Here is a 22,768-nt window from a genome sequence, read left to right as displayed (position 1 = left end):
GTGCCTGATTTCCAGCGAAATCGCGGCCGTTGAGGATAATCGAAGACGCTGCGTCCGGACGTGGCGGTGCTGGCGCCGGCAATCAGCCGTCGAACGGCCGGCCGGGTTCCAAAAAGCTTGATTCACAGGCGGGACTGGCCCATGATCCCCCCGAACCAATCTCCACCACCGGCAGAAAAAACGGATTCGAAATCAATGAATGTCACAATGATCGGCACGGGCTATGTCGGACTCGTCACGGGAACGTGTTTCGCCGAAAGCGGTAACGACGTGATCTGCCTGGACATCGACGCCAGGAAGGTTCAGATGCTGAACGACGGCGGTGTTCCGATCTACGAACCGGGCCTGTCCGAACTCGTGAAACGCAACCGCGCCGCCGGGCGGCTGAACTTCACGACCAGCTACCAGGACGCGATCAGTGAAGCCGACTGCATTTTTATCTGCGTCGGCACGCCTCAGGGAGATGACGGTTCCGCCGACCTGAAGTACGTCCGGAGTGCGGCCGAACAGATGGCGCCGTTCCTGAAACGAAATGCCGTTGTGATTTGCAAGAGCACTGTTCCGATCGGCACGAATCGCCGCGTGCGGGAATGGATCCAGGCGAAGTCGGATACGCCGTTCTATTCGGCTTCGAATCCGGAATTCCTGAAGGAAGGTGCGGCGATCGACGACTTCACGAAGCCGGACCGCGTCGTCGTCGGTGTCGACGATCAGGACGCCGCCGATGCCCTGCATGAGCTCTATAAACCGTTCCTGCGCACGGAAAAGCCGTTTATCGCGATGGGGCTCGAAAGCGCGGAAATGGTCAAGTACGCCGCCAACTGCATGCTGGCCACAAAGATCAGCTTCATCAACGAAATGGCAAACATCTGTGAAAAAGTCGGCGCCGACATCAACGAAGTGCGAAAGGGGATCGGCCACGACGAACGGATCGGGTTTTCGTTCCTGTTTCCAGGCGTCGGTTACGGCGGTTCGTGTTTTCCGAAGGATGTTCGAGCACTGCATTCCGTCGCGGCCAGCCACGGAGTCGACGCGACGATTCTGCAAAGCGTCGATGAAATCAACAATCGCCAGAAGGAAGTGCTGTTTCAGAAACTGTCGCGGCACTTTAACGGCGATCTGAGCGGCCGCACCATCGGAATCTGGGGTTTGGCCTTCAAGCCGCGCACGGACGATATCCGAGAAGCTCCGTCACTCGTGCTGATTCGCCGCCTGTTGGACGCCGGCGCGACGGTGAAGGTCAGCGATCCCGTTGCGATTGAAAATGTTCGTGCAGAAATCGGCGACGCCGTGACATATTGCGAACACCATTACGACGCCTGCGACGGCGCCGACGCGCTGGCGATCGTCACGGAATGGAACGAATTCCGGAATCCGGACTTCGACTACATCAGAATCAAGATGAAGTCACCGGTCATCTACGACGGCCGCAATCTGTACGATCGCCGCAAGATGGCTCGGCGGGGCTTCCACTATTCCGGCATCGGCCTGAACGCGCTGCCGGTGGCGAATGTCGAAGTGAAGTGATCCGGCGAGCTTCACGGCACATTGCCTGCCGGACTCAGTGTCGCGATTTCCATCGCCGCACCAGTTTCAGCAGCAGTCCGATGGTGAGTGCCAGAGCTGCAATCGCGGCCAGGCCGGAAACCGCGAAGATAACAAACAGCCCGAACTCATTGTCCAGAGAGCGAGTCTGAATCGCTGTGGCACACGTCACGAAAAAAGTCGTGACGAAGACAAAGCCCCCGACCAGCACGCCCGCGACGACGGACAGGACGATGGAAAGCGGACCCGGCGATTTCGATTCGGCCTGGCTTGCTGCGTGAACCGCCGATGCTGACGCTGCGTAAGGATTATCGTCGTCCGGAGTCGGCGTGTCCGGTGATGGTGCCATCAGCGCTTCCCGTGTTGGTTCAATGCAATGTTCCGACAGCCGCCCGGACGGATTCAGGGGACTGAGTTATCGGGCCAGCGTGCAGACGTCCATTCCCAGAGCTTCGTCCAGAATGGCTTGTTGTTCAATCTTGTGACTTCTGGCCGAACCCGTCGCGGGACTGGCGGATTCCGGCCGTGAGATTCCGGAGAACGCGAACTGATCGAACAGGCGATCGCCCAGTTGCAACCGCATGTACGGCCAGGCTCCCATGTTGGCGGGCTCTTCCTGGACCCAGAACACGGCAGTCGTGCCGGCATACGCCGCCAGGGTCGTGTGCAGCAGATCACGCGGCAGCGGATACAGTTGTTCGATACGGATAATGGCGACATCGGTGCGGGATTTGGCTTCCCGCTCGGCCAGCAGTTCGTAGTAGATCTTGCCGGTACACAGCAGGACCCGCGTGGCGTCGCCGGGAGCGATCGCGGAATCCGTAATGATTTCCTGAAACTCACCGCGCGTGAAATGTTCGATCGGCGACACGGCTTCCTTATGGCGCAGCAGACTTTTGGGAGTCATCACGACCAGTGGCTTCTTCCATTTTCGCAGCGTGTGCCGTCGAAGCATGTGAAAGTACTGAGCGGGCGTCGTTGGATTTGTGACCAGCATGTTGTCTTCGGCGGCCAGCGACAGAAAACGTTCCAGCCGTGCGCTGGAATGTTCGGGGCCCTGCCCTTCAAAACCATGAGGCAGCAGCATCACCAGACCGCTGAGTCGTCCCCACTTGTCTTCTGTACTGGAAATGAACTGGTCGACGATGACCTGCGCGGCGTTGACGAAGTCGCCGAACTGCGCTTCCCAGATCACAAGTCCGCCGGGCCGGTCCAGGCTGTAGCCGTATTCGAAGCCGAGCACCCCGATTTCCGACAGCGGGCTGTTGTGGATTTCGACAAGTTCCGGACGTTGCGCCAGGTCCTGCAGGCCGATCCAGACGTGCCCGTCTTCGCTGTCGAACAGCGCGGCGTGCCGGTGGCTGAAGGTTCCGCGTCGAACATCCTGGCCGCTAAACCGCAACTGCCGGCCTTCCGACACAATCGTTCCCAGAGCCAGCATTTCCGCGGCGCCCCAGTCGTACGAAGTCGCGCCGTCGCCCATTTCCAGCCGCTGATTCAGGATCCGCTGAATTCGCGGATGCGGCCGGAAATCCCCCGGAGGCGTGTTCAGCACGCGCATAATGCGCTGGACTTCGTCGGCGGGAACAGCGGTCTCGACGGATTCGGCCTTTGAGTACGGCCCGCCGAAGTATTCTTTCCACGTGCCGCCTCCGCTGTCAGTCAGAAAGGTGAACTGATCTTTGCGAGCTTCCAGAAGTTCGTCTTCCAGCACCTGCGTCCGGTGTTTCAGAATCTCGTCGGCTTCTTCGCGCGTGACGCCGCGCAATTTCAGCAGTGATTCCAGGTAGCTTTCAAAGACGGATGCGCGCTGGCGGATCTTGTTGTACATCGTCGGTTGAGTAAACGCGGGTTCGTCGCCTTCGTTGTGCCCGCGTCGCCGGAAGCAGTACATGTCGATGACGACGTCCCGATGAAATCGCGCGCGGAAATCCATCGCCAGTTCGACAACCTGAGCAACAGCTTCCGGGTCTTCGCCGTTCACGTGAAAGATCGGAATCTGCAGCATTCTCGCGACGTCTGTGGCATACGTTGTCGAGCGTCCTTCTGACGGCGAAGTCGTGAAGCCGATCTGGTTGTTCACGATGATGTGAATCGTGCCGCCTGTGCGGTAGCCGGGCAGTTCGCTGAGATTCAGCGATTCCTGAACGACGCCTTCTCCGGCGAATGCGGCGTCGCCGTGGATCAGAATGACGCAGCTTCGCAGCCGGTCGTAGTCGCCGCGATGATCCTGCTTGGCTCGCAGGCGTCCCAGCGCAACCGGATTGACGAATTCCAGGTGGCTGGGATTAAAGCACAGGGTCAGATGAACCTGCCTGCCTGTGCTGGCCTTCCAGTCGGAGCTGTAGCCAAGGTGATACTTGACGTCGCCGCGGCCCATGTTGCGTTCGGGATCACGATCTTCGAACTCACGAAAGATGCGGCTGGGACGCTTGCCCATGATGTTGGCCAGAACGTTCAGTCGACCGCGGTGAGCCATGCCCATGACAATCAGGTCAATTCCCTGGCTGCTGGCCCGTTCAATCGACATGTCCAGCAGCGGAATCAGGCTCTCCGCGCCTTCCAGCGAGAAGCTTTTTGCGCCGACGTATTTCTTCTGCACAAATTCTTCAAACGTGACGGCGTCGCTGAGCCGCGTCAGGATCCGCAACTGCTCGTCACGCGATAATCGCAGCCGGTTGGCCGTGCGTTCCATTCGTTCCTGCAGCCACGCTCGCACCTGCAGGCTGTCGATGTGCATGAACTGCACACCGATCGAACGGCAGTAAGTCGTCTGCAGCCAGGAAATCATGGACCGCAGCGTGCGGCATTCCGGCCCGCCGAACCACTGCGTGGAAAACTCCAGATCCAGATCGGCATCGGTGAAGCCGTAAAACGCGGGATCCAGTTCGGCCGGACGAGGCCGTGAACCGTGCAGTGGATCGATCTGAGCGATAATGTGCCCGCGGACTCGATAGTTGCGAATCAACTGGTCGAGCCGCTCCTGCATGGCCGCTGTCTTGGACGCTCCGCCGCCGGTGCCGCCGTCCGAGCGCCGGTGGAAGATGCTCTCGTGGCTGAACGGAGCCTGCAGGACTTCCGGCGTGACCTGTTCGTTTCCGGAACTGATGTCGTCGAAATATTCGCGCCAATCGGGAGAAACGGAATTCCGGTCACGCAGATAGCTGGCATAGCTGGCTTCAAGAAACTCCAGGCTCTGAGCACTTAACGCCGACAGCTCCGATGCTTTCGGTGAAGTCTCGCCGGGAGAATCCAGGAACGCAGGAGCCGCCGCGGATTGGCTGGTGGGCGATGCCATGGCTGGGAATGAAACCTCCGGCCTGGAAGCTGACGAATGGACCCCGGCGGGAAGCGGCGGACGCAGGCGGTCCGCGGCCGCACGAAATAGCCTGCTCTGTCCGGCAGTCCGCCACGATCAGCAGACTGTACAGGATGGGAACTTCCCTGCGAATCCGGGTTTCCTGCAATTGCCACCGAACCTGAAACGCCCCTGGCCGCGTTGAATGATGGCAGCCGATTCAGGAACCGAAAGTTGAACACTGGTCGATCAGCCACGAAACTGTCTGCGCAATCTGTTGAGACCGCACTGGTCCGGAGTCTTACATGCGTTCGCAAATGCTGTTCCTTCTGCTGATGTCGTGCATTGCCTTTGTCGCTTCGGCGACGGTTTGTGAAGCGACGCTGCCTCCGGAGGTGCGAAAGGAACTGAGCGAACTGAAAGACGAATTGCGTCCGGTCGCGGGGCTTATCCGTAAGAAAGACGTTGCCGCGGCGAAGGCCATCATTCAAAAGGTGGAAGACCGCCTTGTCGAACTGGCCATTCCCGAAGATGAACGCGACCGCAATCTTTCATCGCTGCGAACTCAACTGGAGCGGGCAAAGGCTTCCATTCCCATCAGTTTCGAACGCGAGATCGCCCCGATTCTGAAGGACAACTGCCTTCGGTGCCACGGACCGGATCGCGCCGCCGCGCAGTTGCGGATGGACACGTTCAACAACATGGCTCGCGGCAGTCAGCACGGTCCGCTTGCGGTCGCCGGGAATCCCGGAAACAGCCGGATCATCTTCCGCCTGACGGTCGCCGACGAGCAACAGAGAATGCCGCGAAACGATTCTGCCCTGCCTGCTGAACAGATCGCGCTCATCGCCCGCTGGATCGCCGGAGGGGCAGACTTCGACGGCGAAAACCGCGACGCGCCAATCGGCGAATCCGCAGCGCCGAAGAAGCCGGAAGTGAAAATTGTCATGGCGGACGGCAGTGAGACCGTATCGTTCCGGGATGATATCGCGCCGATTCTGGTCAACATCTGTCAGAATTGTCACCGCGGCAACAATCCTCGCGGCGGGTATTCGATGGCAACGTTCGAATCCGTCCTGATGGGCGGCGATACAGGCAGCACCATCATTCCCGGCAAGCCCGATGAAAGTTACATCGTCGATCTGACGCTGCGCCAGGATCCGATCAAGATGCCGGCCGGGCAGGCACGACTGAAGCGGTCGCAGGCTCAGGCGATTGCGACCTGGGTCGCGGAAGGAGCTCACTTCGACGGCACCGACCCGAAGGCTCCGCTGCAAAGCCTGGTTCCGACCGCTGATGAAGTTGCGGCGGCCCGGCTTTCGGCGATGTCCGACGACGAGTTTCGGAAGCGTCGCACCGAACAGGCCGCTGCGATCTGGAAGCGAGTGGCGCCGCGCGAAACCGCTCGCTCGGCCACGACGGAAAACTTGTTTGTGCATGGCAGTGTTCCGCAGGAACGCATCGACCAGATTTCCCGGTGGGGCGAAGAACAGGTCGCGCAACTGCAGGAAAAGTATCCGCTGCCCGATCAGACACAGCCCTGGCGCGGGCGACTGATTGTGTTTGTGACTTCGTCGCGGTTCGACTACGAAGAATTCAACACCGTGCTGCTGGACCGGCGGACGCCGCCGGCCGTGTCCGGGCACGTTCATCTGACAGCGAATCTGGATGACGCGTACGTCGTGATGCACGATGTGGGTGATGCGGAAAACTCAGACGCACTGACCGCCCGGGAACTGCTGTCGTCCGTTCTCGCGCAGGCGTGGCTGGAACGCGACGGCACAAGTCTGCCCGATTGGCTGCGAGAAGGATTCGGTCTGATGGAATCGGGTGCCAGCGCCGGAGCGGGATTCCTGAAGGCCGCTCCCGCGCGAGCCGCCACGGCACTGGCGACGCTCGACGATCCCCGCAGGGTCTTCGAAAACGGCACGTTCGCTCCCGAAGACGTGACGTCCGTCGGCTACCTCGTCACGCGGTTCCTGGTCACTCAGGGAGGCGCGGCGCGATTCCGGCAACTGGTTCAGGCGCTTCGCAACGGCGACAGCGCGTCGAAAGCGCTGGAAGAAGTTTATGGTCAGGACGCTGCGTCTCTGGGGCGAGCGTTCCTTCAGAATGGCGGCCGATAGAACACGAATCCGTCGCCTGATCGCACGGCGTCCCGTTTCGTCGAAGCCTGTTACGCGTCGCTTCGGCGACCGCCAAGGAATCCGGCATTTGACGTTGCCAGGTTGTGCCGGAACGCCGTCGTTTGTTCCAGCAGCGCGGTGACGCGATCACTGTCGGTCTCAATTCGCGAGCATGTTGCTTCAAGTGACGGGAACAGTCCGTGGGCCAGTCGTGAATCGGCCATGGTTTGAGCAAACTCCCGGACGCGACGAGTCAGCCCGCGCCGCAGTCGCCACGTAAACGCTGTCACCAGAACCGCTGACCAGATCACCAGAAACAGGACTGCCGGAATGTAAAAATCCACTTTCAGCAGCTCGGCCTGTGATTCCTGAAACCCCAGAATCGGACCCAGAAACGACGCCCAGAAAAAGTTGTAGCCGACTCGCACCAGTAGAAATACGACGTAAAGCAGAAGCAGGGTTTCATACCACGCACGGATCAGCCAGCCGCAGTTCTTCGCCGCCAGATCCTCAATGAGTTCGTCCACGGAACGCCGCGCGTCTCCCAGAAACTCACCTTCCAGAGAAGCGGCCTGCCGGCGCAGGTCGGCCAGGTCGCGATGGTCTTCGGTCTCGTCACGATCGATTTCCGCGGAACGCACGTAGCCGGAAATCACCATTCGCGATTCCTGCAGAAGCTGGTCGCTGATACCAAACGTGGACAGCCGCTCCAGGCTGGAATCGGCCTCTTGTTCCTTCGCGCGGGACTTCATCCAGCGAGCGCCCTGAACGGCTCCAATCAGCGCCATCTGAGCGGACGTGCGTGCCCGAAACAGCGTGAACGATGCGATGAAAGCTCCCAGCCCGTTGTACAGCCGCAGCGCCGACGAAAATGGACTGAAACCCCATCTGTCGGTCACGGCACCGATCAGGCGGCGTTCCCACAGGTTCTGATTGACCAGCAATTCGTCGCACAGTTGACTGGTCAGTGTGGTCTTCAGCCGGCTTCGCTGCTGTTCCAGTTCGGACTGCAGACTGCGAACCTTCGGAAGCCCGTCGTCGTATTCCAGTCGACAGCGGTTGAGAGCTTCCTGCAGCAGGTCAACCAGATTCGCGCGACGGATTTCCAGACGGCGCGACGCTCCCAGTTGATTTGTCAGCAACTGCAACAGTCGGCCAAAGTCTCCGGACGGCTGTTTGCCTTCACGCTGTTCGCCCAGAGCCCTGGGCGAATCGACGAAGAACATGTCCGGCACTTCATAGCCGGGAGACAGTCGCGTTCGCCAGTCATCGCGAATGTCCGAATCGCGGTCGGCGTGAGTCTGCACAAAGACCAGCCTGCAGCCGCTGGCGATATCACCCAGTTCATCGATGACGCGGGCGTTTCGATACTTCTGCTGCGTCGAGGTATAGATCAGCACGTCACAGTGAGGAGCGATTTCCCGTAGCAGAGCAAGATTGCTGCCCGCCGTGGCGGATTCACTGGTATCCGGATCCGGACAGTCGACAACGACGATGTCCTTCAGCACCGGCGCATCGATCCGTTTCACGACGAATTGGTCGGTGTCCAGCCCCAGAGCATCAACCTCCAGGTCGGGATGCACCAGCAGGATGGGTGTCTTTGTTGTGGGACGCTGCCGTCCCGCGGCGGTCACTTCGTCTCCGATCAGAGCGTTGACGAGTGAGCTTTTTCCGGTCCCGGTCCCTCCAAAGGTCGCGACGACAAGGGGTGATTCCAGCCGAAACCGCAGATTCTCGACGCGATTCATCAGCCGTCGGATGAGTGCCCGGCAGCGGTGAGCGGGTTCCCAGTCGGGACTGGAATCCACCCAGCGATTCAGGCGACTGACCAACCCGTCGATTTCGGCAAGGACAGCGATGTGATCGAGCTGGCGGTTTTGCGTCATGAGAATTCGTGTCCTCGTTCCGGCGCGTTGTCCCTGAACGCATTGCCGACAGATGCTTTCTTCGTCATCGAACGGCCTGGCGGGACTGAGCTACGGTGCTGCAATCAACTTCCTGAGCTGCTCGATCAGTTCGGTCACGTTCCGGAACTCGACTGATTCCGTCACGGCGGAAGCCGCTTTGAGTTCTTCCGGCAGAGTTCCCAGCAGTTCCGCGTGGATCTGTTCCGTCAGCCAGTTCACACGCCGTTTGGTGAACGACGCGTGCAGGTTTTGGAAATACGTCTGCAGAATTCCCGCTCCGGTACCGGCCGCTTCGGCCACGGCAACTTCGCCCGCGACGGCTGCTGTTGCTCCTCCGGCAACGTCGGCGAACACGTGAATCACCGCCTGAGCAGCCGCATCAGCGACGAACGGTGCAACCGTTTCTCCGGCCGGACCGAATCCCAGACTGAACAACACAACGCTGGTCATGGGCCGCACGGCCGCCGACACATTGTGAAGATTCTTGTAGAACCGGAACAGTTCCGGGCTGTCCGTACTGAACCGCTGCATTTCGTCGCTCACGACATCGCGCAGTTCCTTTTCGAAGTCAGTTCTCTGATGCTGAAGGCGCAGCTTTTCGATCAGTTCCGATCGGCTGGACGCTTTCAGGATGGATTCCACGCGAGGCTTGATCAGCCGGTTTCCGCTGTCGGCCATCCACTGAAGCTTGTCGAACAGCTCTTCGATTGTTGTCAGAACGGCCGACCATTCACGATCCCGGTAGCGATCCAGCGGCGGAATCGGTTCGCCCTGAATGACGTCGCGAGCCTTCCGGAACGGCCATTTGATGCCGGCTCCGACCGTGTCGTAAACGGAATTCACCGTGCGAGCCCAGCCCTGCTGCCGCTGCTTCCACCAGCTCCGGATTTCCGTCACAAACGCAGTGTTTGAAGGAATCGGCCAGTCTCGAATTCTCAGCACCGCGTCCGTGGACAGGCGTTCCGAAGCGGCGGCGAGTTCGGAGCTTGCAGACTGAAGCTGCGACAAATGTCCCGGCACTCCGTCGACGGGATCGACCAGATGCCGCAGAGAACCCTGCAAAGTACGAATGCGCACTTCCTGAAACTTCAGCCTTGCCAGGTCCGCGGACAAATCACGCGGCTGTTGGAAGGCCGGTTCCGCGGAGGATGGTTTCCAGCCCGGTTCCACCGGCCAGGGACGTTCGAAAAACGGCAGCTTCAGGCTTTCAGCGGCCTGACGATCGGCCGGCGCCAGATAGACCGCGTCGGGTGTAATCCCGGTTTCGCGGCAAAACGTGTTCAGCCAGATCGGCCAGAATTCTTCGTCGTCGGGAAGCAGGCACTGGTTGAACACGACCATGATCGACTTGTCTTCCGCGCCTGCCTTGCGGAAGAATTCCTTGACCGCCGCGTCGTTGTATTTCTGCTGCGTCAGCACGGCGATCAGGACGTCAGCACAGCGTCGAACGGCGTCGGCTCGCACCCAGTTGACGCGTGCATCGCTGTCGATATCCGGTGTGTCCAGCACCAGCAGAGTCGGCGGCAGTTCCGGAGCCGGACGCCAGAACAAATCATGCCGGTCCGTTTCCCTCAGCGCTGCCGCGGCGTCCGACCATTCGTGCAGCGTGAAGTCCGGAAAGATGCTCTGCAGATCCTGGCGGTCATCGAATCCCGCCGGAACCAGGCACACAGGGTGTTTTGTTCCCGAAGCGAGCGGACTGGTCGAACTGGCCCGGCACCGCGCAAGATGATTGAAGATGACGCTCTTGCCGATGTTTGTGCCGCCCACGACCGCAGCCACGAGCCATGCGTCTTCGCCCAGTTGAGGAATCAGCTTTTGCCGCAGAGACTCAAACCACTCCTGGCCTTCCAGCGCGGGAGGCTGCAGGACTTCGAACCGCTTCTGAAGCTTCCGGACCTGGTCGTACAGCTCACGCGTCGCTGCAGCCAGTCGCGGAAACGAAGATTGGTTGGTGGAATCGGAATCCATTGTACGGAGGTACGCTGGGAACGCGGCGTCATTGGCAACATTACCGGTCGAAATCAGTTATACCGCTAACGGGTAAGAATGAGGCGCTCGGGCTCGTGGGTTAAGACGTGCTGAAAGCATCAGTGTTCTCCGCGGCCAGTATAATACCCTGATCGGAACGAATTAACGCTTACCGCCGCAGGGCACAAAGAAGATTCACCGAGTTCGGTCACTGCCGCGGCGGATATTTCTCCCGCGCCGTCCCAAAGTCCCCGGCACCGCGCATACGAAAGGGTCTCCGGGAACGATACTCCCGAAGACCCTCGTCGATAGCAACATTCCTCGCCGCGCGGCTGCGCCCAGACCTACTTTTCAGCAGACGGACACGCTCCGCCGGTTTCAGCCAGCGAGGTCTTTTGTTCTGTAATCACAGGCCACTGCGGAGCCATTTCGGCGTTCAGTTCCTTGTATCCGGCCCACTGTTCCGGCAGGTTGTCTTCGTGGAAGATCGCCTCAACCGGGCATTCCGGGACACAGGCTTCACAGTCGATGCACTCGTCCGGATGGATGACCAGAATCTGTTCGCCTTCGTAGAAACATTCGACCGGGCAAACCACAACGCAGTCTGTGTATTTGCAGTTGAAGCACGGCTCGGCAACGACGTGGGTCATGAGTTCGGATTCCTAATGACAATTCGCGTTAAGAAGCAGGCCAAACACCTGCCGGAAGCGGACATTGCGACGTTTTATGACAACTGTTTCGGCATTTTCCATCGGCGACGCCTGACCAAAAGCGCCTTGGGTAAATTGAGACACAGTCTCGATTTCACACAGCGCGTCGATTCACGGAAACACAGCGGCTTCTTCGTTTTTTTGTGGGTTTCTGCTCCCGCCGAACGTCGTAGACACGGCGCGCGTCATACCTTGCGCAATCCCGGCGATAGGCGAAATGCTTCCCAGTTGTTGGATCGGAATAGTTCTTGCACAACTCGCACCTTTGCGGATGGCCTGATCGGCATCGCCGAAAACTCAGATCGTGTCCGCAATTCAACGGGAATCCGCTGTTTCCGGCGGTCGTCCGCGAAATAAATCCCTATGGTTTCCCGCAAAAAACGATATCAAAGACGTAGGAATGGAAGTTAGTCTGAAACAGGGCCTGGAAGCAGGATGCCGGTGTCATTTTGCAGAAAGCCAGTGATCGCCATGCCTCTGACTGAAAAAGACCGACGAATCGTCAACGACCTGCTGAGTGGAAAGCAGGGAGCCTGGACGGACTTTGTTGATCGGAATTCGGCGCTGATCGTTCAGGTTATCAGGCACACGGCTCACGCCCACAGTCTCCGGCTGACGCGTGATGACGAAGACGATCTTGTTGCGGAAACGTTCTCGGCTCTGCTGGAACGAAACATGGCCGCCATCCGAGCGTTCCGTGGTGGCAGTTCATTTGCCACCTACCTGACAGTGATTTCTCGCCGGATCACTCTGCGGAAGCTGACTCAGCGCCGGTTTCGGGAAGCGCTGGGGCACGTGACTGCTCACCAGGCGTCCGTTGACGTCGCGTCCTCTGCGGATCACGAACATTCCGTGGATGCCGCTGACGAAGTTGAATCACTGATGTCGTCGCTGCCGGAAAGGTCACAGGCAGCGCTGCGGCTGTTCTATGGCTTCGGCCACTCGTACCGGGCAATTGGGCGAAAGCTGGGACTGCCTGTGAATTCCGTCGGTCCGTTGCTGTCACGTGCCGTCGCGTCGCTGCGACGAAAGGCTGCTTCGCGGTCGTGAGCCACGTGTCCGACTCGACAGCCCTCTCAACATGCCGGATCGCTGCGCGCAGCCGACGCATCCTCGCGTCCGCTTCATGAATCTGCCGCCGACGCCGTCCGACACCTGCGCCGACAAAACCGCGCCAACCGGTCGTTTCCAGTCGCGGTCAGCTTGCATCACCAATCCCGGACGACCAGAATGGCGAACCTGCGCAGACTAAGTGTCCACGCCGGAAGCCGCGCTGCCGCTTCGTGTGCTGCAATTTGCAGTCCGGTTGTTTCCGTATTTCTGAACCCCGTTTGAAGGTTTGAGGCCAGGTCTATGAAGTTTCTTGAAGGTCACACGGTCGGTATCGATCTCGGAACAACCTACTCTGCGATCGCATATCTTGGTGAAGATGGCGAGCCGACTGTCATCAACAACGCAGACGACCGCCCGATTACTCCGTCGGTCGTGCTACTGGATGAAGACCGAGTCGTTGTGGGACCGTCCTTCGAGCGGATTTCATTCGCGGACCCCAGTCAGATCGTCGAAGCCATCAAGCGGGAAATGGGAAATAAGGACTACTTTGTCGTTTACCAGAACAAGAAGCTGACGCCCGAGTTCGTTTCGGCGCTGATCCTGAAGAAGATGAAGCAGGACGCGGAAAAACGCATCGGTCCGATTACGAACGCGGTTATCACTGTGCCTTATTACTTCAACGACGTGCGGCGCAAGGCAACGCAGGACGCCGGTCGCATCGCCGGCCTGAATGTGATTGACATCATCAATGAACCGACGGCCGCGACGCTCGCTTATGCCTGGGACAAGGGAGAACTCGGGCGAACGGATCTGAGCAAGGAAGAGCGGACGATCCTTGTTTACGACCTTGGCGGCGGAACCTTCGACGTCACGGTTGTGCGCTACACACCGACCAACTTCCGGGTACTTGCCACCGACGGTGACGTGATGCTGGGAGGACTGGACTGGAGCAAGCGGCTGGCAGACCACCTGGTTGAGCAGTTCAAGCAAAAATACAACCTGGATCCGTCTGAAGACGCGGAAACGATGTTGAAATTCCACCAGGAGTCAGAGGACGCGAAACGCGATCTGAGCGAGAAATCTCAGATTCCCATCAGTGTTTACTACAAGGGCAAAACACTGTCGGTATCGCTTTCAAGGGCCGACTTTGAACGCATGACGGCAGACCTGCTGCAGCGAACGAAGGACACCACGGAACTTGTGATGCAGCAGGCCGGTGTCAATGCCGGTTCACTTGACGAGGTCGTTCTGGTCGGCGGGTCAACCTATATGCCCGTGGTGGAGCAGATGCTTCGCGAGGTCACGAAGAAGGAACCGTCCCGCGAGCTGAAGCCGGAGCGAGCGGTCGCGGAAGGGGCCGCAATTCACGCGGCCATTCTGCAGGCCAGATTCGGCGACGGTTCCAGCAAGGTCGCGGAAACCGTTCAGAAGCGGCTTAACAGCGTGCGCACCAGCGATGTGAACTCACACTCATTGGGAATCAAGATCACCGATCCGGGAGACCGTACCCGCAAGATCAATCACATCATGATTCCCAAGAATACGCCCGTGCCGCACCATGTCAGTCAGCGTTTCGGTACCAACACGGACGGTCAGCAGAGAGTGCATGTGGAAATCCTTGAAGGCGACGCCATCGATCCGGCTGCCTGCGAAATGATCGGCGATTTCCGTGTGTTCAATCTGCCGTCCAGCCTGCCGAAGGGATCTCCGATCGAAATCACGTATGCGTACGATTCGTCCGGACGAATCAGCGCGACGGCAAAGGAACTGACCGGCAACAACGAAGCTTCGGCAGAAATCGTCCGCGATTCCGGATTGAACGACTCGCAGGTTGTTGACGCGTTCGAGGTTCTTTCCAGGGAGTACGAGATCGAATAGATTCACGCGAACACCTTGTGAACTCACAGTGATTCGGGAGAAGCGTGTGTCTGATATCGATGTCTACAAAGAATGGCTGGGGATTCCGGAGGGCGAACGTCCTCCGGATCACTACACCATTCTTCGGCTGGTTCAGTTCGAAGACAGCGTCGAGAAAATCCGTGAAAATTACCGCAAGCTGAACGCTCACGTTCGCAAGTACGCTACGGGACAGTATCTGAAGCGGTCTCAGGAACTGCTGAATGAACTCGCCAAGGCGATGCTGTGCCTGACAGATCCGGACGCCAAGCACGAGTACGACGAAAGCCTGGGGCGCGAGTTCACCGGTGATACGGACGAATCAGCGGATACCGTACTGCAGTATCTGGTTGCCAGGAATGTCATTAAGCGTTCTCAGGTCAGCGAGATTGAACACTTTGCTGATGCTCGCGGCCTGACGCACCGTGACGCTGTGATTCAGATGAAGCTTGCCGAGCCGGAAGATGCGACCCGGGCTCTGGCCGCCGAACTGCGGATGTCGTTCATCGACCTGGACGACATGCTTCCGGAAGACGATGTTCTCGACCGACTGCCGCGACACGTCGTCAAACGCCATTCCTGTCTGCCGCTGTTCGAAGATCGGGGAAAGCTGCTGGTGGCCTGTGTCGATCAGCCCGGCCCGGAACTTGAAGATGAAGTTCGGATTCGCTTCGGCATGCCGATGCGCGGCGTGCTGGCAATTCCGCGGACCATCAATCAGGCAATCGCAAAGTATTATGCGGCTGGCATGAGAGACGAGGCCGCACCGGAGGCCGCGCCAAAAGCCACAGGCAAAGCACGTGGCAGCAAGACCGAAAAGCCGAAGCCCGAAAAGAAGGCCAGGCCACAGGGCAAGTCCGCTCCCCTTTCCGATGAAGAAAAATCTCAGCGAAGAGCGATCAGCCTGATTGCGATTTGCTGGGCCGTCATCGGGACCAACGGCCTGTTTTACGTTCTGAACGACTTCGTTCCTCCCGGGTTCGGTCAGATTGCAGGGTCGCTGGTGATTGGAGCTGCCGTTGCCGGAATCCTGAAGCTGACGTACTGGAAGTGATTCCGGGCGAAAACGGCACCGAATCCCCGATCAGCGCGCAAACACCGGTGACTTCTGACTTTCCAGCCGTGCTGTTTGAAGACAACCACTGCCTGGTGGTGATGAAACCTGCCGGTACGCTCACCATGGGAGATCAGTCGGGCGATGTCAGCATGGTCGACGCCGCTCGCGAATACCTGAGAGCCCGGTACCACAAACCGGGCAATGTGTTTGTCGGCGTCGTTCACCGGCTCGACCGCCCGGTCTCCGGAGTCCTGCTCTTTGCCCGCACCAGCAAGGCTGCTGCACGTCTGTCGGAAGCATTCCGGACCGGTACCGTCCGCAAGACCTACGTCGCCGCCGTTTACGGCAAGCCACCTGAGAATCAGGGGACGCTGAGCAGCTGGCTTTTGAAAGACCGCGCGACCAATCGCGTTCGCTGCGTGCCGGAATCCACTCCCGGTGCAAAAGCCGCGGTTCTGAAATATCGGCTGATGGAATGCGGAAGAGAACGCAACCTGCTGCAGGTCGAACCGGTCACGGGACGCAGTCACCAGATTCGAGTGCAACTGGCGTCTGTCGGATTGCCGATTGTTGGCGACGAACGCTACGGACCCCAGCGCAGATCACGGCGAAATGCCTCACGGCCAGTGCGACAAATCGCGCTGCATGCCGAACGGCTTGCGTTTCCGCACCCCACACGGTCGGAAACGATCGAAGTTTCAGCCGAGGCACCCAGAAGCGAACTGTTTCGAATCATGTAGATTCGGGCCGCACTCCGAGCCCGGCGTGGATCTTCACCGCCGCAGAGCGTTTTACCGGCCGCCCCCTGAGCCCTCGCCGCGTTCACGTTCGATGAGCCGAATCAGTTCCGCAAGGCTGTTCACTTCCAGCTTTTTCATGGCCTTGCTGCGGTGTTTCTCGACGGTCTTGATGCTGATCGCCAGCTGAATACCGGCGGATTTGTTCGTGGCTCCGTCATACACCAGATCGATGACCTCCCGTTCGCGGCGGGACAATCGGTCCAGGTAGCGACCACCGTTCGGAAGAACCGGCGGCAGCGAATCCGACTTCTCCATCGCATGCTGCAGTACGTTCAGTGCCTCGTGGATCGAATCAATCAGTTCTGCCTTATCGTAGGGCTTGTCAAGAACAGTGATGGCTCCCTGACGCATGGCCTGAACAGAGACTCTGGTAGACGGGATTCCGGAAATCAGAATCATCGGAAGCTGCGGCGTTCGGCCCTGAAGCGCCTTTTGAATCGCAAGTCCGGTGACGGCCGGCATGCATTGGTCGGTCACCACAACTCCCGGTTCCAGATGCGGCAAGTCCGCCAGAAAATCGGTCGGCCGAGCATAGCAGCGCACGTCAAACCCTTCCGGTTCCAACTGCATCGTTACCAGATCCAGCAACTGCGTGTCGTCGTCGATGGCGTAAACCTTCCGCAGGCCGGACACCGATTTCGTGCCGGATACCGTAGTCTCGAATTCACCAAGCGTTGCGTTTGTCATGACGGGCTCCGGAATTCGCAAATTGGGACAAACGCACCGCGAATTCCGCTGGAGGTGCGTTCAGATCTCACAGGAATCGCCTGATTATGTCCGCGCGGACCGCATATTCAACCCCGAGGACTGCCGCGGGGTGATGTTGCAGCAAAGGCAGCTCTGAGCTATACCGTCGGGCAGCGGCAGCTTGCTGCTGGCCGAACGGACATGGCAGGATGCCGGAGTCAATGAATCCCGAAGTCTACACGAAAAAGCTGTCTGACGGCCGGCATCGCTGTCTGTTGCTCGGTGCCTGTGGAACGGGAATGAAGTCGCTGGCTCCGATCCTGTCTGAGGCCGGACACGAGATCTTTGGTGCGGATGCGGCGCTTGTTCACCGTGGTTCCGGGACGTCGGCGTTGGTCGTTGCGAACGGTGAAACTCCGGGGGGAAACGAGTCAGGTCTCCGGCTGCCGGTGACGTGGATTGCCGAGCACAGCATTCGGTCTCACGGAGCGTTTGATATTGCCGTACGTTCACCGGCGGTACCGGCAGCGTCAGATGTCGTTCGTCAACTGACGCAGCAGGGAACACGGTGTCTGACGCTGCAGGAAGCACTGGACGAAGTCTTCCACAACCGGCAGCAGATTTGTGTGGCGGGAACGCACGGGAAAAGCACAACAACGGCGCTCGTAAGCTGGATTCTGGGCCGAGCGGACCGGGCCCTGGGATACTTTATTGGTGCAGAGCCTGCCGGAATGCAGGCGGGAGGAAGTCTTGGCAGCGGACCGATGGCCGTCATCGAGAGCTGCGAGTTCTCCCGATCGTTTTGCCACCTGAATCCGACACACATTCTGCTGACAAATATCGACCGCGATCATTTCGACTGCTTTCCCGACGAATGCCTGGAAGACGACGCATTTCAGCAGTTTCTGCGGCGAAGTGTTCCGGACGGAATCCTGCTGGTTTCCGCCGCCTGCGAGCGTTCTCATCGCGCGGTCGCTGCCGCCTCACGCTTCGCGATGACGTTCGGAGTTTCAACTAACGGCATGGTCAGTGCCGGGGACTGGACAGCCGACCGTGTTTCCCTGAGCGCGGATGGGATTCGCTTCTGTGTTCGGCGGCGCGGTGTCGATTTTGCCACGATCCACAGCCGGCTGTTTGGATATCACAACGTGAGGAATGTGCTGGCAGCCGTCGCGATGTGTGCGGAGCTGGGAGTCAGCGCTGCGCAATGCCGGACTGCTGTAGAAGAATTCCCGGGACTTCGACGCCGTTTTGAAATCCGCGGTCAGTACGGCGGGATGGCGCTGGTCGATGACTATGCTCACCACCCGCGCGAGGTCGCCGCAACGCTGCAGGCTGCCCGAACAGCGTTTCCCGGACGTCGAATTGTCGCGGTGCTGGAACCGCATCAGGTGTCACGAACGAAAGCTCTGTTCAGCGATTTCGCAGGCACACTCACCACTGCGGACGAAGCTCTGCTGCTGCCGGTATTCGCAGCGCGTGAAAACCCGTCGGGCGCAATGTGCCGTCGGCTGAGCGGCCAACTGGTACGGGCCGTCAATCAGCGCGGCGGACGAGCATTCCTGCTCGCCAATCTTGACCAGGTCATCTCCAGAATAGACGATTCCGGTCGGCCCGGCGACGTCATTCTGACGATGGGGGCCGGTCGGACAAATCTGATTCATGACGAATTCACTCGAAGACTTCAAAGACATTCTGCAGCGTGACGTGCCGCTGGCTAAGTACACGTGGCTGAAAGTCGGCGGCCCCGCCGATTACGTGCTGTCCCCCCGCAGCCGCGACGAGTTGCTGGCCGTTGTCCGGTGCTGCAGTGCCAGCCAGATTCCTGTCAGGGTCCTGGGCAGTGGATCCAACCTGCTGGTTTCCGACGAAGGTGTCCGGGGCGCGGTGATCCGAATTGTCGAACCTCTGCTGTCGGCCATTTCGACTGAAGGAACACGGCTGACGGCGGAAAGCGGCGCGCTGCTTTCGCACGTTGTTTCGGAATCCATCCGCGCCGGACTGGCTGGCATGGAGAATCTGGTCGGCATCCCGGGAACGATCGGTGGTGCGCTTCGAGGCAACTCCGGCGGCCGGCACGGCGACATTGGCGAGCTGGTACGTTCGATTTCCGTACTGACCACAGAGGGCGAAGTCGTCGAACGCAGTGGCGACGAACTCACGTTTTCGTACCGTCGCAGCAGCGTTATTGATCTGCTGATACTCTCCGGCACTTTTCAGCTCAGGGAGGATGACACCGAAAGCCTGACGCAGCGAATGCGCAAGAACTGGATCATGAAACGCGCCACACAGCCGCTGACCGATCAGTCAGCCGGCTGCATTTTTCGCAACCCCCGCGGTCTGAGCGCCGGAGCCCTGATTGAACAGTGTGGTCTGAAGGGCCTTGCGGTGGACGCGGCTCGCATCAGTGACCGGCACGCCAATTTCATCGTCACCGAAGACGGCGCGACGGCCAGTCAGGTCCATCAGTTGATTTCCAAAGTCCAGTCGGCCGTTCTTGACAAGTTCGGCGTCGAGCTGGAACTGGAAATCCAGACGTGGTAACAGCGCTGCGGGTTCTGGTGCTGGCCGGTGGCTGCTCTCCCGAGCGCGAAGTCAGCCTGGACAGCGGAAAGTGCGTCGCGGACGCGCTGCGCGGCGAAGGTTGTCTCGTATCCGAAGCCGACCCGGCGACGACCGACATTTCCCGACTTTCGTTCCGTGACTGGGACATCGCGTTCCCGGTTGTTCACGGAACCGGCGGTGAAGACGGAGTGCTGCAGCAAGCGCTGCTGAACGCTTCGATCCCCTATGTGGGAAGCTCACCGGAAGCGTCTGCGCTGACTTTTGATAAGCCGCGGACTCGTGAACGGCTTGCGGGGACGGAAGTTTGTGTCCCGCCGGGATTCGTAGTCAGCGACGCAGATCGGGATTCTGAAACTCAGGCTCGGATTGTCGAATTCGGGTTGCCGATCGTCGTCAAGCCGGCGTGCCAGGGTTCCAGTGTCGGCATTACGATTGTCCGGGAATTGTCCGGCGTGGCTGCCGCACTAAGGACGGCTTTCCAGTTCGGTTCGAAATGCCTGGTCGAACGGTACATTTCCGGCCGCGAAGTCACGGTTCCAATCGTCGACGGTCGCATATTTCCGGCCATCGAAATCGTCGTCGCCGAACAGTGGTACGACTATCGGGCGAAGTACGCGGATGACCGAACGCAGTATCGAATCAGCCCGGACGATCTGCCGGCTCAACTTGACGCGATCACACTGACAGCCTGCAACGCCTGCGGAGTCGAAGGCATCGCCCGCGCCGACTTTCGGGTTGACGACTGCAACATTCCCTGGCTTCTGGAGATCAACACGGTACCGGGAATGACCTCGCACAGTCTCGTCCCAAAATCGGCCGCAGCACTGGGTCTGACACCTGGACGGTTGTGCCTTGGAAGCATCCGTCATCGGCTGGAGTTGCGGAAGTGACCGGGCGTCGCCGAGATTCCGGTCATGCCGAATCGAGCCAGTGCCAGGTCCCCGCCTGCGACCGGTTGCGGCGACTCAGACGCCGGTACGGCCCGGGCGAACCAGTCCGGGCAGCACGTCGGCATTCAGGTCTGCAAAATGCCCCTGTTCGAAGTACTCCCATGCGATTGCAGCCATGGCGGCATTGTCTGTGCAGAGTTCCATGGGCGCAATCAGAAGTTTGACATCGTCCTCTTCACACTGTCGCGTCAGTTGTTGTCGAAACAGTCGATTTGCCGCAACTCCGCCACCGACACACAGCCTCGAATAGCCCAGTTGTCTGACGGCCCGACGGCACTTGTGCGTCAGGACATCAACAGCCGCCCGCTGAAACGATGCGGCCAGATCGGCCACGCGTTCCGGCGGCGTGTCCGGAAGCTGGCCCGGCCCCGGCACTCCGCGGGCTGCGTACAACACTGCCGTCTTCAGTCCGCTGAAGCTGAAGTCCAGTGTTTCGGAATTCAACATAGGTCGCGGCAGTTGAAACGCCGTCGGATCACCAGACTCAGCGGCCCTCTGAATTGCCGGCCCGCCTGGATAGGATAGATTCAGAATCCGGGCGACCTTGTCGAATGCCTCACCGGCGGCGTCGTCAGTCGTTCCGGCGATCAGGCGATAGTCCGTCGCCGAACGGCAATCATAAAGGTTTGTATGCCCGCCACTGACCACAAATCCGACTGCGGGAAACACTGAGTTTGGTCGACCCATTCCGCAGGCATAAATGTGCGCGGCGATGTGGTCAACAGTGATCAGTGGAACGTCGATGCTCATCGCCAGTGTCTTGGCCGCCGTCAGTCCGACCAGCAACGATCCCACCAGCCCCGGTTCTGACGTCACCGCCACCGCAGCAATCTCCGCGATGGTGCAGTTTGCTTCCTGAATAGCCGCTTCGATGACCGGAAGGATTCGCCTGACGTGTGCACGCGAAGCAATTTCCGGAACCACGCCGCCGAAATCCTGATGCAGTTCGTGCTGAGAAGCCACGATGCTGGATACTACGGTGCGGTCCTGATCGATAACGGCCGCGGCGGTTTCGTCGCATGACGATTCGATCGCCAGCAGCAGTCGACGGGTCATCGATCAGTTTTCCTGCTCCTGCGGTGGACCGGGAGACGGAGGATCGACGGCGGGAACTTCCGGATCGGGCGAATAGTCCGCATCCACAGCCGGCGGCCCTCCAAACGCACCGGGACCGCCGCCGCCCATGCTCTGCATCATGATTCCCATCGCCTGCCCCTGCAGACTTTCGACGGCCGCATTGAATTCTTCCTGCGTTTCCGCGGATTGCAATTGAGCCAGCATCCCCGGAAGAACTCCTGACACAACCATCACCGGCATTCGGATCTGATTGATGCTCTCGGGAAGCTGTGCCAGCGACTCACGCGTGTTTTTCATGTTCTCATCCCATCTGGCGACCATTTCAGCGGGCAGCCACTTGCCGTCGACACGGGTGAATGTTTCTTCGCTGCTCTTGCCATCGGATGTTGTCAGCTTCAGGACGGCCGAGTCTCCGGACTCACTGACAGTTTCAATTTTGACGTCCTGCATCAGCAGCGCCGGGTTGACCTGTCCAGCGGCGGACGCATCGGCGGGCATTGCCGCCAGCAGACCGGCCACGCCATGGGAGATCTTTGTGCCGGGACCACCCAGAAACTCGCCGCCATCGAACGTCTTCAGTTTTTCAAGATCTCCGGCGCTGTCCAGAAGTGCCTGCAGCAAATCAGCCGTGGCAGGAATTGCGGCTTTTGCGGATTCGCCGTTCGGGCTATTGGCCACACCAGGATGGTTCATGATGAATTCCTGTTTGTCGTGCAGCAGCGTGTTCACTGAGGCGAGCATACCGTGAATCTGCGTCCAGATCTGAGGATCCATCTTCTGAGCGAAGGTCCGGACGATTTCATTGGCGTCGTTCTGATACTTTTCCGGAAGCGAATTCCAAAGGACCACAGGTCGTCCGGCCTTCAGTTCCGCCATGACGAAGCTGGCGGTTGCTTCCGCCGAATCGCCGGCCGGCGCCGGGGCGGCAGCGCCTGCGACCGAATCCTTCGTGTCTTCAGATCCGCAGCCCGGAACGAATGCCAGGAGCGATACCAGCAGCAGTGCAAAACTCAGCTTCTTCATCTGTTCCGTCCTGTTCCGAAAGTTGATCAACGGGTTTTTCCCGAACAGCACTGCTCACGGGCGTCTGTTTCGTTATCACTCGCTGCCGGGATCTTATCGACGC

General features: G+C 59.4%; 18 protein-coding genes. 10 read left to right on the top strand and 8 right to left on the bottom strand.

Going from position 1 to position 22,768, the window contains the following annotated elements:
• Positions 1-195 precede the first annotated feature (195 nt).
• Entirely contained in the window at positions 196-1,527 is a 1,332-nt protein-coding gene (locus R3C19_18475) for a UDP-glucose/GDP-mannose dehydrogenase family protein (protein MEZ6062332.1), read from the top strand.
• A 34-nt stretch (positions 1,528-1,561) separates the two neighbouring features.
• On the opposite strand, the gene R3C19_18470 is transcribed toward R3C19_18475, so the two are convergent.
• Positions 1,562-1,894: a hypothetical protein gene (locus R3C19_18470; GenBank protein ID MEZ6062331.1), complete on the bottom strand. Its 333-nt coding sequence runs from the start codon at positions 1,892-1,894 to the stop codon at positions 1,562-1,564.
• Between the two features lie 66 nt (positions 1,895-1,960).
• A complete protein-coding gene (locus R3C19_18465) occupies positions 1,961-4,843 on the bottom strand; it encodes a 2-oxoglutarate dehydrogenase E1 component (protein MEZ6062330.1) in 2,883 nt (960 codons plus the stop codon).
• Positions 4,844-5,148: 305 nt separating this feature from the next.
• Between R3C19_18465 and R3C19_18460 the strand changes: the two genes are divergently transcribed.
• The gene (locus tag R3C19_18460; GenBank protein MEZ6062329.1) at positions 5,149-6,969 is read left to right on the top strand and encodes a c-type cytochrome domain-containing protein; all 1,821 of its coding nucleotides are present in this window, start codon (positions 5,149-5,151) and stop codon (positions 6,967-6,969) included.
• A gap of 50 nt (positions 6,970-7,019) precedes the next feature.
• Here the strand turns inward: R3C19_18460 and R3C19_18455 are convergent, their stop codons facing one another.
• The 3 genes from R3C19_18455 to R3C19_18445 all read right to left on the bottom strand — a co-directional run bounded on the left by R3C19_18455 (position 7,020) and on the right by R3C19_18445 (position 11,497).
• Positions 7,020-8,855 (bottom strand): GTPase domain-containing protein, encoded by a 1,836-nt coding sequence (locus R3C19_18455; GenBank protein MEZ6062328.1) that lies wholly within the window; start codon positions 8,853-8,855, stop codon positions 7,020-7,022.
• A 90-nt stretch (positions 8,856-8,945) separates the two neighbouring features.
• Positions 8,946-10,847, bottom strand: coding sequence for a GTPase (locus tag R3C19_18450; GenBank protein MEZ6062327.1), 1,902 nt, complete (start codon positions 10,845-10,847; stop codon positions 8,946-8,948).
• 344 nt (positions 10,848-11,191) lie between these two features.
• The gene (locus tag R3C19_18445) at positions 11,192-11,497 is read right to left on the bottom strand and encodes a ferredoxin family protein (protein MEZ6062326.1); all 306 of its coding nucleotides are present in this window, start codon (positions 11,495-11,497) and stop codon (positions 11,192-11,194) included.
• 15 nt (positions 11,498-11,512) lie between these two features.
• Between R3C19_18445 and R3C19_18440 the strand changes: the two genes are divergently transcribed.
• From R3C19_18440 to R3C19_18420, 5 genes are all read left to right on the top strand, one after another.
• Entirely contained in the window at positions 11,513-11,914 is a 402-nt protein-coding gene (locus R3C19_18440) for a hypothetical protein (GenBank protein ID MEZ6062325.1), read from the top strand.
• A gap of 114 nt (positions 11,915-12,028) precedes the next feature.
• Positions 12,029-12,607 carry a sigma-70 family RNA polymerase sigma factor gene (locus R3C19_18435; protein MEZ6062324.1) on the top strand — a complete coding sequence of 193 codons (579 nt, stop codon included), beginning with the start codon at positions 12,029-12,031 and terminating at the stop codon, positions 12,605-12,607.
• Positions 12,608-12,910: 303 nt separating this feature from the next.
• The gene (locus R3C19_18430) at positions 12,911-14,488 is read left to right on the top strand and encodes an Hsp70 family protein (protein MEZ6062323.1); all 1,578 of its coding nucleotides are present in this window, start codon (positions 12,911-12,913) and stop codon (positions 14,486-14,488) included.
• Between the two features lie 46 nt (positions 14,489-14,534).
• Entirely contained in the window at positions 14,535-15,560 is a 1,026-nt protein-coding gene (locus R3C19_18425) for a hypothetical protein (GenBank protein MEZ6062322.1), read from the top strand.
• Positions 15,561-15,607: 47 nt separating this feature from the next.
• Positions 15,608-16,303, top strand: a complete 696-nt coding sequence (locus tag R3C19_18420) for an RluA family pseudouridine synthase (protein MEZ6062321.1) — start codon at positions 15,608-15,610, stop codon at positions 16,301-16,303.
• Positions 16,304-16,354: 51 nt separating this feature from the next.
• On the opposite strand, the gene R3C19_18415 is transcribed toward R3C19_18420, so the two are convergent.
• A complete protein-coding gene (locus R3C19_18415) occupies positions 16,355-17,050 on the bottom strand; it encodes a response regulator (protein MEZ6062320.1) in 696 nt (231 codons plus the stop codon).
• A 209-nt stretch (positions 17,051-17,259) separates the two neighbouring features.
• Here R3C19_18415 and R3C19_18410 point away from each other — a divergent pair, with 209 nt between their 5' ends.
• The 3 genes from R3C19_18410 to R3C19_18400 are packed head-to-tail and all read left to right on the top strand — an operon-like array spanning position 17,260 to position 20,505.
• The gene (locus tag R3C19_18410) at positions 17,260-18,756 is read left to right on the top strand and encodes a cyanophycin synthetase (protein MEZ6062319.1); all 1,497 of its coding nucleotides are present in this window, start codon (positions 17,260-17,262) and stop codon (positions 18,754-18,756) included.
• Positions 18,713-19,594 carry a UDP-N-acetylmuramate dehydrogenase gene (gene murB, locus R3C19_18405; protein ID MEZ6062318.1) on the top strand — a complete coding sequence of 294 codons (882 nt, stop codon included), beginning with the start codon at positions 18,713-18,715 and terminating at the stop codon, positions 19,592-19,594. The genes R3C19_18410 and murB overlap by 44 nt, the downstream gene beginning before the upstream one ends.
• The gene (locus R3C19_18400) at positions 19,588-20,505 is read left to right on the top strand and encodes a D-alanine--D-alanine ligase (protein MEZ6062317.1); all 918 of its coding nucleotides are present in this window, start codon (positions 19,588-19,590) and stop codon (positions 20,503-20,505) included. The genes murB and R3C19_18400 overlap by 7 nt, the downstream gene beginning before the upstream one ends.
• A gap of 75 nt (positions 20,506-20,580) precedes the next feature.
• Here R3C19_18400 and tsaD read toward each other — a convergent pair whose 3' ends face one another.
• Both tsaD and R3C19_18390 read right to left on the bottom strand, forming a co-directional pair.
• Complete coding sequence (tsaD, locus tag R3C19_18395; GenBank protein MEZ6062316.1) at positions 20,581-21,621, bottom strand: tRNA (adenosine(37)-N6)-threonylcarbamoyltransferase complex transferase subunit TsaD; 1,041 nt, start codon at positions 21,619-21,621, stop codon at positions 20,581-20,583.
• Positions 21,622-21,624: 3 nt separating this feature from the next.
• Positions 21,625-22,665, bottom strand: a complete 1,041-nt coding sequence (locus R3C19_18390) for a hypothetical protein (GenBank protein MEZ6062315.1) — start codon at positions 22,663-22,665, stop codon at positions 21,625-21,627.
• Positions 22,666-22,768 lie beyond the last annotated feature (103 nt).

This window comes from Planctomycetaceae bacterium (assembly GCA_041398785.1).
Classification (GTDB): Bacteria; Planctomycetota; Planctomycetia; order Planctomycetales; family Planctomycetaceae; genus JAWKUA01.
This window is presented reverse-complemented; position numbering and strand designations above follow the sequence as displayed.

Coding starts and splice junctions, on each gene's coding strand:
- R3C19_18475 (MEZ6062332.1), top strand. CDS start 196: ATGAATGTCACAATGATCGGCACGGGCTATGTCGGACTCGTCACGGGA.
- R3C19_18470 (MEZ6062331.1), bottom strand. CDS start 1,894: ATGGCACCATCACCGGACACGCCGACTCCGGACGACGATAATCCTTAC.
- R3C19_18465 (MEZ6062330.1), bottom strand. CDS start 4,843: ATGGCATCGCCCACCAGCCAATCCGCGGCGGCTCCTGCGTTCCTGGAT.
- R3C19_18460 (MEZ6062329.1), top strand. CDS start 5,149: ATGCGTTCGCAAATGCTGTTCCTTCTGCTGATGTCGTGCATTGCCTTT.
- R3C19_18455 (MEZ6062328.1), bottom strand. CDS start 8,855: ATGACGCAAAACCGCCAGCTCGATCACATCGCTGTCCTTGCCGAAATC.
- R3C19_18450 (MEZ6062327.1), bottom strand. CDS start 10,847: ATGGATTCCGATTCCACCAACCAATCTTCGTTTCCGCGACTGGCTGCA.
- R3C19_18445 (MEZ6062326.1), bottom strand. CDS start 11,497: ATGACCCACGTCGTTGCCGAGCCGTGCTTCAACTGCAAATACACAGAC.
- R3C19_18440 (MEZ6062325.1), top strand. CDS start 11,513: ATGACAATTCGCGTTAAGAAGCAGGCCAAACACCTGCCGGAAGCGGAC.
- R3C19_18435 (MEZ6062324.1), top strand. CDS start 12,029: ATGCCTCTGACTGAAAAAGACCGACGAATCGTCAACGACCTGCTGAGT.
- R3C19_18430 (MEZ6062323.1), top strand. CDS start 12,911: ATGAAGTTTCTTGAAGGTCACACGGTCGGTATCGATCTCGGAACAACC.
- R3C19_18415 (MEZ6062320.1), bottom strand. CDS start 17,050: ATGACAAACGCAACGCTTGGTGAATTCGAGACTACGGTATCCGGCACG.
- R3C19_18410 (MEZ6062319.1), top strand. CDS start 17,260: ATGCCGGAGTCAATGAATCCCGAAGTCTACACGAAAAAGCTGTCTGAC.
- murB (MEZ6062318.1), top strand. CDS start 18,713: ATGACGAATTCACTCGAAGACTTCAAAGACATTCTGCAGCGTGACGTG.
- tsaD (MEZ6062316.1), bottom strand. CDS start 21,621: ATGACCCGTCGACTGCTGCTGGCGATCGAATCGTCATGCGACGAAACC.
- R3C19_18390 (MEZ6062315.1), bottom strand. CDS start 22,665: ATGAAGAAGCTGAGTTTTGCACTGCTGCTGGTATCGCTCCTGGCATTC.